Annotated in this window: 11 protein-coding genes; all 11 read right to left on the bottom strand. The window is 47.2% G+C overall.

The annotated features are described in order from the left end of the window. Positions 1-84: 84 nt before the first annotated feature. Complete coding sequence (locus PUT07_RS15695; RefSeq protein WP_274469106.1) at positions 85-507, bottom strand: VOC family protein; 423 nt, start codon at positions 505-507, stop codon at positions 85-87. Between the two features lie 314 nt (positions 508-821). Next, complete coding sequence (locus tag PUT07_RS15690; RefSeq protein ID WP_274469105.1) at positions 822-1,694, bottom strand: sugar phosphate isomerase/epimerase family protein; 873 nt, start codon at positions 1,692-1,694, stop codon at positions 822-824. A gap of 11 nt (positions 1,695-1,705) precedes the next feature. Next, a complete protein-coding gene (locus tag PUT07_RS15685) occupies positions 1,706-2,971 on the bottom strand; it encodes an alpha-L-fucosidase (protein ID WP_274469104.1) in 1,266 nt (421 codons plus the stop codon). Between the two features lie 24 nt (positions 2,972-2,995). Next, the gene (locus PUT07_RS15680; protein WP_274469103.1) at positions 2,996-4,693 is read right to left on the bottom strand and encodes an ABC transporter substrate-binding protein; all 1,698 of its coding nucleotides are present in this window, start codon (positions 4,691-4,693) and stop codon (positions 2,996-2,998) included. A 34-nt stretch (positions 4,694-4,727) separates the two neighbouring features. Then, on the bottom strand, positions 4,728-5,627 hold the full coding sequence (locus PUT07_RS15675) for a carbohydrate ABC transporter permease (protein WP_274469102.1): 900 nt from the start codon (positions 5,625-5,627) through the stop codon (positions 4,728-4,730). A 37-nt stretch (positions 5,628-5,664) separates the two neighbouring features. After that, positions 5,665-6,549 carry an ABC transporter permease gene (locus PUT07_RS15670; RefSeq protein WP_379239805.1) on the bottom strand — a complete coding sequence of 295 codons (885 nt, stop codon included), beginning with the start codon at positions 6,547-6,549 and terminating at the stop codon, positions 5,665-5,667. 306 nt (positions 6,550-6,855) lie between these two features. Continuing rightward, positions 6,856-9,078 (bottom strand): helix-turn-helix domain-containing protein, encoded by a 2,223-nt coding sequence (locus tag PUT07_RS15665; RefSeq protein WP_274469100.1) that lies wholly within the window; start codon positions 9,076-9,078, stop codon positions 6,856-6,858. A gap of 174 nt (positions 9,079-9,252) precedes the next feature. Beyond that, the gene (locus tag PUT07_RS15660; RefSeq protein WP_274469099.1) at positions 9,253-9,840 is read right to left on the bottom strand and encodes a hypothetical protein; all 588 of its coding nucleotides are present in this window, start codon (positions 9,838-9,840) and stop codon (positions 9,253-9,255) included. Positions 9,841-9,842: 2 nt separating this feature from the next. Beyond that, complete coding sequence (locus PUT07_RS15655) at positions 9,843-10,286, bottom strand: hypothetical protein (protein ID WP_274469098.1); 444 nt, start codon at positions 10,284-10,286, stop codon at positions 9,843-9,845. A gap of 90 nt (positions 10,287-10,376) precedes the next feature. Next, the gene (locus PUT07_RS15650) at positions 10,377-10,796 is read right to left on the bottom strand and encodes an HIT family protein (protein WP_274469097.1); all 420 of its coding nucleotides are present in this window, start codon (positions 10,794-10,796) and stop codon (positions 10,377-10,379) included. Between the two features lie 151 nt (positions 10,797-10,947). Further along, entirely contained in the window at positions 10,948-12,579 is a 1,632-nt protein-coding gene (locus tag PUT07_RS15645) for an extracellular solute-binding protein (RefSeq protein WP_274469096.1), read from the bottom strand. Positions 12,580-12,616 lie beyond the last annotated feature (37 nt).

Raw genomic sequence — 12,616 nt, 5'->3', positions numbered from 1 at the left:
GGTTTAAAGCCTGCTCGATGATGGGATTAAACTTGGCATCAAAATACCTGTGTACCTTAAGGGGAGCCTATTGGCCGCGCCTGTTTAATCTTTGATTTCCCATTGAGGATTCCATACGACTTCCCACAAATGCCCGTCTGGATCTTGGAAGTAACCCGAGTATCCGCCCCAAAATGTGCTGTGAGCTGGAACTGTAATTACCGCGCCAGCTTTCTGAGCTTGTTCCATGACTGTATCAACTTCCTCTTTGGTTCCTACATTATGACCTATCGTGAATTCCGTAGGACTTGTCATGGTTGGATTAAGTTTGGTATCAAACGCAATATCTTTGCGTTTCCAAATCGCCATTCTTAAGCCTTCCTGCAGCTCGAAGAACGCAACGGCACCATGCTCAAATTCTGTACCAACTATACCTTCCGTCAGAAATCCAAGTCCATCCCGATAAAACTTCAATGCCCTTTCTAAATCATCTACACCCAAAGTTAATACTGTAATTCTTGGCTTCATAAAATTACCTCCGGACTCATGACATGATTAAGCTGCCTGTTCGTTCAACGATTTATCTGGTAGAGGATGTCATAAGTTCAAGCTCTCTTTTAACTCCTTGAACGTATAAGCCCTCCTTCCAACATTCAATCAACACGTTGGTTTTGTGATTCAGGATATATAAGAAGTATTTCCAATAAGCTTTCATCATCGTATATATCTCTCCTCTCAAGAATAAGAGAACCAAAAAGAATCCCACCTCCAAGAACAATGTCCTGGGGCGAGATTGAGCATTTGTCTAATATTACCAGCTAAACATTGAGTTTGTAAATAGACTAATTTTCATCCCACAACCTTCTCAAATTGCTCATGCCGATCCGTGAACCCAATTCGCAATCTTCCATTCCCTCGAATTCCACGGTAACATAGCCGTCATAACCGGAGCTTTTGATCAGCTTAATAATTTCCCTGATTTCAATATCTCCCTGGCCGATGATCGCACCTCTTAAGTAATTCCCGTTTGCCGTACGGAACCAATTGCCTTCCCCCGGATTTTGGAAATAGGGTCTGAAATAAAAGTCTTTAAAATGTATGAGCGAAGCGTAAGGCAGGTTTTTGCGCACCCCGACAAGCGGAGCTTCATCCACGCACATGAAGTTGCCTACATCCAGCGTCGTTTTGAAATTAGGACGATTGACTTCGAGCAGTACGCGCTGTACCCGGTCGCTCGCTTGGACGGAGAATCCGTGATTTTCTATCGTTGTCGTAATGCCGAATGCCGCCGCGTAATCAGCAATGATTTGGCTGCCGCGAACAATAAGGGGTAAGCTGTTTTCAAAATATTGGATCGTCATTTTCTCCGGAGGCAGTGTAAACGCAGTAACATCATGGCGCATATGCCGCATGCCCAATCGATGCACCAGATCAACGTGCTGCTTGACGCGGTTTATTTCCGCTTCAAACTCCGCCTCGGACTCCTGTACGAAATTTGCGGGAATGGAATAGTTGGACAGCTCGATGCCGGCCGTCTTCGCCTTATCCCTGAGCGCATCCGCAAGCTCAAGGTTATCAACAAGCGTATAGCCGTACGGAACAAGCTCCAGATGCTCGCCGCCGTTGTCTTTCACCCACTGAACGGCATCCAGAATGGTCATTTTCTCTGCTTTCAGCGCCTGCAGTAAACTATACGAGCTTAGGCCGATTTTCATCTTCCTACCTCCTAGTATGATTTTGGATAGCCCACATGGTGGAAGCTCAGTCCTTGGAGTACTGCTTCTTGATCGCTTTCCGTGATCTCCACCATAACGCCTCGGACCTTGACGGCCGGGACACGAATAATCGCTTTATGGCCTATATGCTGTCCCTCATAGATGGTCACGGGTCGCCGTGATTTGGCAGTGATGATAGTAATCCGGAAGCCTCTTACATTCTCACCTGCAGTTAGATCTTCTTGAAGCACAATGTGGTCGAGCAGCTGCGGTTCATCCATCTCATAGACCCATGTATTTCCCCTTCTTTCACATTGCGCAAGCGTAGCGAAAGGGCTCTCAACCAGCCTGCGAATCTCCGAACCGAATGCCAATAGTCTCTTCGCGTCAATCTCAGGAAGCAATCCATTTCGATCCGGCCCGATATTAAGCAGCAGGTTCGCTCCTCGGCCAACGGAATGATAATAAATCCCCATTAGCTCTTCTACACTCTTCAGCGTATGTTCATCGCTATCGCTGTAAAACCAATTCTTCCGCATCTGAACATCGCATTCCGCGGGCAGCCATAAGCGGTCTCCCAGCTGCTCTTTCTTCTCGGTCAGGATGGAGAACTCTGTCGAGTCAACCACATTCCAGCATGGAACAGGAGCAATGCCGTCCTCGTTGCCGACCCACCGGAAATCAGGATCCCCCATATTGAAAATTAAAATATGAGGCTGCATGCGGCGAATTTCACCAATAATACGATGCCAATCGTACGAATGGCCTTCTGAGCCGCAGCCGTCAAACCAAAGGATGTCGATCTCTCCGTAATTGGTCAAGAGCTCCGTAATTTGATTGACGAAATAATCGTCGTAGGCTTTCGCATCCTGGGTGTAGAAGTCGGCTGAACCATCATACGGTGAATAGTACAAGCCTGGCTTCACATCATATTTTCGGCAAGCATGAACAAATTCGCGAATGACATCCCCGCTTCCTGCCTTCCATGGGGACGCTGCCACAGTAAATTGGCTGTAGCTGGATGGCCAGTTCGAGAAGCCGTCATGGTGCTTGGCCGTTAACACGGCGTAGTTCATACCGGCTTCCTTCGCTGTCCGAATCCACTGCTCGCAGTCGAGCAGAACGGGATTGAAAGCTGCGGGATCCATGCGCCTTTCATCGAAGTCGACATAACCTTCATAGAACGTGCGCAGCCCGAAGTGAAGAAATAATCCGAATTCCCAACTTTGATAGGCAAGCTGTTTCGCCGAGGGCTTTAATTTCTGAACAAGATTCATTGGCTTCATCCTTCCTTATCCGGTTTACTTTTTGGCAACTGCCTTCTGATAAATTTCTATATATTTGTTAACCTGCAGGCCATCAAACCCTTTTACATAACTGTCCCATTCTTTCTCGATGTCTTTGCTTCCCGTAATGAACTGCGCCATGTTGGACTTGATGTAATCGCGGATCGTCGTTTTCAACTGTGCCGCAATTTCCGCATCTTCCAATGCAATGAACACGCTGGGCGGATACATCACCTTCGATTGGTACGGTTCATATTTCGCGGACTCACGCTTCAAACGAACTTCGTATGCGCCTTCAGCGAGCGGATCCTGCAAGGCTGCCCACGAATCGCGATATTGGAATGTGCGGAGAGACGGGCCGATCTGCTCCCAACCATCGTTGTGCGTCGTCTTGGTTTCGGCTTGCGGAATGATCGCATATTTCGCCGGCTTGCCGTTCATATCCAGCTCGCCGTCCTTCGCTTTGCGCCATCCTTTGCCTTCGGGACCGCGCTCTTCAAGTACGATTGCTTCTTCTGTATACAAGTAATCTGCCATTCGAATAGCAGCAATTTGCTGGTCTGCGGTCGCCTTATTCGTAATCGCCATCTGCGAGCTGCCAATTCCGGCGAAATAGCCGGCTTGCTGTACACCGTTCGGTCCTTTGAGCGGAGGTACGGTAACATATTCTTTATGGCGCGGATGCTTCTCGTCCGGTGAATGCGCATAGCTGATCAAGGCCGTCGTGATTCCGCCCATCACATTCGCGTCCTGGCGGTTACCCAGCTGCTGAATCGCATCGGAATTTTGCGTAAATGAAGCCGGATCAATCAAACCTTCCTTATATAGTTTGTTCAGGTAGAGCAGCCCTTGCTTCCATTCTGCCTTATTCGCAACCAGATCCACTTTGCCGTCCTTTAACTGAAGGAAAGTCCCGCTGTCTTTATCAATCTGATCGTCGATGATGAACGCATTCATCAAGAAGGATGCAATGTTTCCGGCCCACATGTCGTCGGAGCCGGTAAGCGGAATTTCGTCCTTTTTCCCATTCCCGTTCGGATCTTTCTCCTTAAATGCTTTGAGCACTTCATAGAACTCATCCGTTGTCGCCGGCATTTTCAGTCCGAGCTTATCAAGCCAAGCCTGGTTAATCCACAGCTTTTGAGCGTAATTACAGTGGTAGCACTCATTCACTTGAGGCAGTGCATAGATGTTGCCGTCCGGTGAGGTGATGGAGCTTTTCAAGTACGGCAGATCAGCCATCGCTTTCTTGAAATTAGGAGCATATTGCTCAATCAAATTGTTCAGCGGAATGAATACGCCTTGCTTGCCGTATTTCATCTGCTCGTCTTTGGTTAATGCCCCTTGCAGAATCACTTCCGGATAATCGCCGCTTGCCAGCATCAGCTGCTTGCGGTCGTTTAACGCTTTGTCGGGTACAAGGTCCCATTTGATTTGGATATTCGTTTTCTCCTGCAAATATTTCGTGAAAGAGTTGGTTTCCATATTCTCGATGCTGGCGAGCTGCGGTGCAAACATCTTGATGGTCATCGGCTTCTTAACAATCGGAAATTGGCCCACCGGTGTGAATACATCGCTTGCGGCCGGCGCGGCTCCTGAAGGCGTGCTCTCTGTGGAAGAGCCCGAATCCGTACTGCAGGCGCTCAAGACGAGCGAAAAGCAAAGTGCGACCCCCATCGTGCCGGTGTATGATTTTTTCCAATTTGTCATCATAACGACTCCTCCCTTTTTATCGAAACAAGTCCTTTTACCCTTTCAATGAACCGATCATGACACCTTTCACGAAATGCTTCTGTACGAATGGATAAATGATTAAGACGGGCGCGCTTGCAACCACGATAAGCGAATACTTGAGCAGATCCTTCAAGCCTTGTTGAGCCAGCATCTGGTCGACTTTGGACACCATGGTCGGATCTATGGTATTCAGAATAAGAATGTTGCGCAGCACGATCTGCAGAGGGAACAAGTTCGGTGATTTCAGAAAAATCAACGCATCGAAGTAGGCGTTCCAATGACCGACGGCATACATCAATGTCAGCACAGCCAGAATCGGCTTGGAGAGCGGCAGCACGACACTCGTCATGAATCGGATGTCGCTGCAGCCGTCAAGCTCAGCCGCTTCCGCAATCTCGTCGGGAATCGTCGTTTGAAAAAAAGTGCGGGCAACAATAACTTGAAACACTGCCATAGCTCCCGGCAAAATCATGGCCCAACGCGTGTCGAGTAAATGCAGGTTTTTGACCACGAGATAGAACGGGATAAGCCCTCCCTCGAACATCATCGTAATGACAAGAAGCACCATAATGAAATTGCGGCCGTAGAATGTTTTTTTGGCGATTGGATAGGCAAGCATGACGGTTAAAGCGACGTTAATTATCGTTCCTGCTACCGCATAAATAAGCGAGTTCGTGTAACCGGTTACGATTTGCGGGTTGCGGAACACCGCTTTGTAGCCTTCAAGCGTTACATCGACGGGAAACAGCCATACTTTGCCGGAAACGACCGCTTGCGGCGAGCTAAACGATGAGGAAACGATGAAAATGAGCGGAAACAGGACGGCAATCAGAACCGCCGACAGAAACGTGTATATCCCCATCAAAAAGAGCCGATCGCCCTGCGTTTCGCGAATTCTTGATGATTTAATCATATAAATGCCTCCTTCCTGCAGTCTCGGGCGCAAGCTGCTACCACAAGCTTGAACTGGACAGCTTTCTGGCGATGTAGTTGACACTCACCAGCAGGATCAGATTGACGACCGAATTGAAGAAACCGATGGCAGCCGAGAAGCTGAAGCTGGAGCTGAGCAGCCCCACCTTGTATACATAGGTTGAAATAACTTCCGACGTACTGACATTGAGAGGATTTTGCATCAAATAAATTTTCTCGAAGCCAAGCTTCATAATGTTCCCCAGATTCAAGATAAGCAGGATGACGGAAACCGGAATGAGGCTGGGAATATCGATATGAATAATTTTCTGCATGCGGGATGAGCCGTCTACTTTTGCGGATTCGTACAGTTCAGGATTAACTCCGGATAAAGCGGCAATGTAAATAATGGCTCCATAACCTGTATATTGCCATACATCCGACCAGACATAGATCGATTTGAACAAGCTGGGAATGCCCATGAAGTTGGTGTTGTCCACGCCGAGCATCTGCAGAAACTTGCTGATAATGCCAACGTTCGGCGACAAGGTGACGATGAGAATAGACACCATGATGACCGTCGAAATAAAGTAAGGCGCGTAAGTAATCATCTGAACGCTGCTTTTGAAGAACCCGTTGCGTATTTCATTCAAAGCGAGTGCCAGCAAGATCGGAGCCGGAAAGCCGACAAGCAGACCATACAGACTGATGCCCAGCGTGTTCTTCATGTACATCCAAAAATTCGGCGACTCGAAAAATTGTTCGAAATATTTCAAACCGACCCACGGGCTGCCCCAAATGCCTTTGATGACGTTGTAGTCTTTGAAAGCAATGACGACACCAGCCATAGGAATATACTTGAAAATAATCAAATACAGCAGCGGCAAACATACAACCAGATATAACTGCCAGTGACGCTTCATCTTTTTCCCAACGACGCTTAAGGAGGATTTGCTGTGCGCGAGAGGTACGGATGCACTTATTTCCTTTTGCATGCTTGACATATGCTCCTTCTCCTTTCGTGTTTGTTAGTGATTGCGCTTTCACAATTTCATCGTAGTATGCGGAATAAGGCCGCTGCAAGAAACAAGAATCGTGGCCTTAACCATTTTCGCATGGCTTGAAAAAGCGCGCAGCTCCGGTAATTCCCCGGAGCTGCCGCTAAATAAGCAGGATACAATTGCTGTGTAAACAGGTTCAGCAAACTATTTTCTACGGCTTAACCAAATTCACCCGATCTGTCTGCGAGCCGCTTCTTCACGAAATTCGCTTGGCGAGCATCCAACCACTTTCTTAAACACCCGGCTGAATGAAATCGCGCTTGTATATCCGACCTGCTCCGCAACCTCTTGCATTGAAGCCAGCGATTCGCTGAGAAGTCGCCGCGCAACCTGCATACGGATATCAATCAGGAAATCCACGAACTTCTGTCCGGTCTCTTCCTTAAACAGCTTGCTTACATATTTGCTATTAATGTTAAAGGTCGAACTCAGATAGTCGAGCGACATGTTCGGATTGGCGTATTCCTCCTCGATGAATTTCCGCATGTCACGGATGGTAGCTGCGTGCAGCCGTTTGTCCTGCGCTTCCAGCAAGCCTGTATATAGACCGTTCAACACGATTAGAGATTCTTCCCGCATTTGGTCCAGAGAATGGCTGTCATCGATGACTTTGCTAAGCTTGGGTAAGCCGTCCCGCGCCCATATTTCTTGAATCTCTTTGGCCATACCGGCCATTTCGCGTCCCAAATAATAAATGAAATAATTCATCAGGTTCTTAATTTCATCTTTGGTCAAGAGCCAAAGCTTCATTTCACTAAAAAGCTCCTCAAATTTCGTCTGCCAGTCATCCTCGAGAAGTCTGAACGATTGAATAATGGAACGGATTGTATTCAGGTGCGAAAACACCTCGGCTTGACCATGATTGGCGATATGTTCGCCGGTAATCAGCCTGTTTTCGCCCAGCACAATTTTATATTTAAGCGCCCGAAGCGCTTCTTTATACGAATTTGCAACGCTGGAAAGCTCTGCGACCTGTTCACCGATGCCAACCGTAACCGTAAACTTTAGATTATCCTGAGCCCACATCCGAACGTTTTCGAAAAGCTCAAGTATCGTGGAAATGCTGGCTTCATCCCCGCTATCGACGAATGCCATCACGCTGAGCTGATAGGCTGAAGTCCACTCCGTCCATAGCACGAGCTCATAGTTCGGAGCAAGCTCCTGAATAACGCTGCGCAGTGCGAATTTAAGCAGATTCTGATCTTTGCGTGAGTATTGACAACAAAAGTCGCTATATTTGTCCAATTCAATGACCAGAACGATCTGTCTGTCTGAAGCGTACGGCAGCTGCAAGCTGCTTGTTTCTTCCATCCATTCGTCATGCGTTAAACCCGTGTCACCTTCGATAAGCTGATGAAACAAATATTTCGTGCGAAGATGCCTGTCCTCTTCATGCTTCTGTTGGTATTGATTCGATTGTTCAATAATATTGGACAGCGCCGATTCGATGAACGAGAATTCATCTGCCCCCTCTTTCGATGTTGGAAGCCGGTATCCGCGGATGCGCGCCACAATCTGTTCCAGCGGCTTCGAGTTGCGTCTGGTTACGTACAGCATCCATACCAATCCAACCAGAATCATCGCGATTCCGATGATAAACCATACATTATAGAGTGAGGAGATGACATGAAACACCTTGCTGTTAACAAGTCCGCTTTGATAAGTCCAGCCGGTATAGCTCGAGACATAATTGGAGAATATCTTTGTTTCCTCTGCTTGACTTAAGCCGCTAAACAGATTATGACCCGCAGAGTCCCGAATCCCGATATAGCTTGTATCCGAATCGTAGAGGTCGGCGATACTGTTCTGCAAAGAATCGGTCGCCACATTGACGACGATCATCCCTTTCTCACCAGTAATGAATGGCGCTCCCCGCACTAGACTGACGACGGGCTTGCTGCCTTTCACAGAAAACTGCTCAAAGCTTCTTACACCCGACCATTGCTTGGATACAAGCGGATCCATGGACCGTCTAATGAACGGTTCGTCCTTATAGTTACTAAGCTGGTCGCTGGTCGCATTGCTGAGCACGAAATTGTCTTCATAACGCACCAAATAAATCGAATCAATCATGGGGTACGAGGAGATCATATCCCGCATTTCTTTTACCGCGCTGATGTTGATGGAAATGTTATTTTTCGCATCATAATTGAAGAAATTAGTCAATTCTTTATTGTTAATCGTTTCCATCATCACCATGTTGTCAATCGCTTTCAGGGAGGTGTCGATCAGGCGCATGGCCTGTAAGGACAGCATTTTGTTCGCGTTAAGCGCCTCTTTGCGGCTCTGTTCGCTTAGCATCTGGAAAAAGACGAAAAATGTAAACGTTACCACGATGATGAAAATGGGCATATAGGAAAGCAGCAGCCGGTTAAATAACGTTTTCCTCATGTTCAGCCTCCACCTATGAACGTGATTGTAACGGGAGAAAGCCCCTTACTTTGTTTACACTTTATTCCACAGATTGTTACGAAATCCTCCCCGTTACTGTAATAGAAATAGGGAGCAGTTGCCGGTGCGGCGAACTACTCCCCTACTCATTAGCTAACGATCGACGTAAGCTTATTATTCATGTAGTAATACCGCTGGATAATCCACCAAGATGGAATGGTGGCAAACGGTCTGCAAATCGCGCCATGTTTGATTAATGAGCGTATGCTGCATCGTTGCGCCTAAGCCTAAGTATGGGAAAAGCTGCTGTGCTGACGAGTATGCGGTCTTTGCAGCTTTTTTGCATTGCGCCCCGATGTCGCTCCACGCTTCTTCCGTTAACTTCTCGCCGGCAAGGTGGCGAGCCCATGAATCTTCGATGGTGTTATAGAAGAGCAGCTTTTGTTCCTGTAAGCGGCGAGTTGCCTCCTCTAACTGGGCTTGAAGGAACGGCGAACGTGCCGGGTTCGAACGATCCCAAGTTTCCTTGTACCTGTCTATCAATAGCTTCGTTTCAGCTAAGAAATGCCTGCCTATCCCGATTGCAACAGCGGTGAAAGAAGCCTCGGCGAACGTCTGAAACGGATAGCGATAGATCGGATGATCATGGAATGTGCTGTGAAAAACATTGAAAGCCAGATGCTCCGGCACGAAAGCATCCGATACGGTTGTGGTGTGGCTCGCTGTCGCCCTAAGGCCGAAAGCGTCCCAATCTTCCTTCACTCTTACCTGATCCGGCTGAAGAACGAAAGCAAGAACCTCTTGCACAGCTGGATTACTGGGTCATCAACCTTACAAGTTGCGGTAAAGATCGTTGCATATAGCGATCCACTGTTATAGTTCCAGGAACCATTCAATAAATAGCCCCCCTCGACTTTTCGGGCGGTACCGGATGGGTGGCCGCTTCCAGCGATTACGGCATCCTTTCGCTTGAACAAATCGGCCGCCGTGGAGGACGGGAAGCAGGCATAGAAATAATTCCCGCCGGAGCCGATCGTTACGGCCCAACCGAAGCTTCCATTGATCCACGAGGCTTGTTCAAAGATACGGAGCGCCTGCGGCAGTTCCGTCATGGTGCCGTCGACCTCTTCGGGCAGGAATAGCTTGAACAGTTTGTGATCGTATATGTGTTGCAGTGCTTCCCCGCTAATAACCCCAGCTTGTTCCATGTCAAAGGAGGCATCTCTTAAGGATCGGACAAATTCAGAATGAAAAAGCTCCATCGTGTGACACCTCTCGTGTTTCCGTTTTACGAACCTTTAGAGATGGCTCTTGATTTGGTCAATGAGCGCCTCATATTGTTCCTCAGTTAAAAGAAGATTGGCAGATGGGTTCATTTCAAACATTTTCCCCCACGTATAGCCATCTTTATATTTCGGTACGATGTGAAAATGGACATGCGGCATCGTATCGCCAAAAGCACCGTAGTTAATTTTATCCGGCTGGAACGCTTTTTCAATGGCTGCTGCCGCTTGGGCTACATCGCGCATATAAGCATCCTGCTTGTCCTGCGACAGATGAAAAAACTCCGTTTCATGCTCGTTCAGAGCGACAATACAGCGCCCCCGGTACGTTTGCTCCCGAAACAAATACAAGGTTGATACACGTAACTGGCCGATTTCGATCATGAGATTATTCAGTGCTTCATTTTTACTACAATAATTGCAAATTGAACTCATGTCTGACACTCCTGTTCGATTGTAAATGGTATAAGTTGGACTGCTACACTATCATATCACATCCAAGCACGAAACTCAGTTCACATGCACACCGCAAATATAAAAAGAAACCGCTCCTTTTGGAGCGGTTTCTATGCGATCAATCACCTTCTTACTTGTTATTCTGAGCCTTGTAATTTTTGATAAACTCGTCTTCAACGGCCTTTCCGCCCTGGTCCATGTACTGTTGAACCAATGATTTGTACAGGCCTTCCACTTCTGCAGGTTTAGCAACAATTAGTTTTGCGAGCATTTGTGCTGAAAGATTTTTGAGCGCTGCGTTGTTTTTGGCATCAGCCGCATTCGGTATGGAGTAGAAGTAATTAGCATAATAGTCCACCATACCTACCTTCAAAGCGTTCTCTGCATCCTTTTCATAACCGGGATAACCTGTCGAAATGGCTGCATCATTCTTTTTCTGATCGCCAAGCTCGATACCGTTTGATAGGATATCATAGTCAAGGTTGTTAGCAACAGTCATCATTTTATCGCCTGAATTTGTCGTACCTGTCTGTTTAGGAACTCCGTTAACCATGTTGTAGTCCACGCCTTCCTGACCGTTCTGGAGGAAGAGGGTTACCTTAGGGTCACTCATCCAGTTGAGATACTGGATGGCAAGATCAACATTTTTACTTGTTTTAGGGATGATGATATACATACCATTCGGGCTGTACCCGTTCTTAGGATGTTTGCCTGCATCATTCTGCCATGGATCGATCGGAATAAGCTGAGCACCAGGAACATTTTTGACCAGGTTGGTATAAGTACCGGGAGCTGTTCGGTACGGTCCATCCCAGTTCGTCTGGAATGCGCCGACTTTTCCGTTGGAAATATCTGCGTCCAGCAGTTTTCCATCCTTGTCAGTTGCGAAGTTCGGGCTAATCAAGCCTGCATTATACATCTTGTTGACATATTGCACAGCTTTATCAAATCCCGGCATGCTCCAGTTAGCCAACCAGATGGATTGCGGCTGAAGTGTAGCAAACTGTTCTTCCGTAAGGTTAGATGGTTTAAAGGCTTCCGGTATTAAGCTTAAACCGGGATTTAAAGGCTGCAGGGAATAACCGTAAGGAATGACACCGCTTACATTTCCGGGATTCTTCTCTTTGAAAGCAACCATGGTATCATAGAACTGTTGTGGTGTCGTAGGAACGGGAAGACCCAATTTATCGAGCCAGTCTTTGCGGATAAAAGTATTAGAACCTGCCAGAACCGTCCTCTTGCCTGGTACAGAATACTGTTTGCCATTAAATTTGCCATACTTTAACACATCATCGCCAAGATACTTTGTGAGAACAGGTCCATACTGCTTGAGAACTGAATCAAGCTCTGCCAAGCCGCCCTGCTGTACATAATTATAGACAACACCCTGGTTGTACGTGAAGGTAATGTCAGGTGCCTGGCCAGCCGCCATCAATACGTTCAACTTGTCTACTTCCTGCGCTCTGGGAACGGAAACAAATTTTACTGTGGCATTAAACTGCTTACCGAAATTATCGTTAATATACTTTGTCCAGTAGTTATTATTCAAATCAGGCTGTCCGGGTTTACCCCTGTCGAAAACTTCGACTGTTAATGTTCGATGTTCTTTGCTAGCGCCTGCTGTAGCAGCAGCTTGTGTGGCACTTGCGGTGCTTGTGGCGCTTGTGCCGGTTGACGAATTGCTCGTGCAAGCGGACAATGTAGACGCAATTAGTAGGCCTGCCAAAGAAAAACAGATAGATCTTCCTTTCTTTACCTTCAAAGAACCCATCTCCTTTTTTAATTTAAAATCGTATATA

Origin of the sequence: Paenibacillus sp. MAHUQ-63, assembly GCF_028765165.1 — a bacterium.
Lineage (GTDB): Bacteria > Bacillota > Bacilli > Paenibacillales > NBRC-103111 > Paenibacillus_E.
The sequence above is the reverse complement of the archived record's forward strand: the minus strand, read 5'-3'. Positions and strand labels throughout refer to the sequence as shown.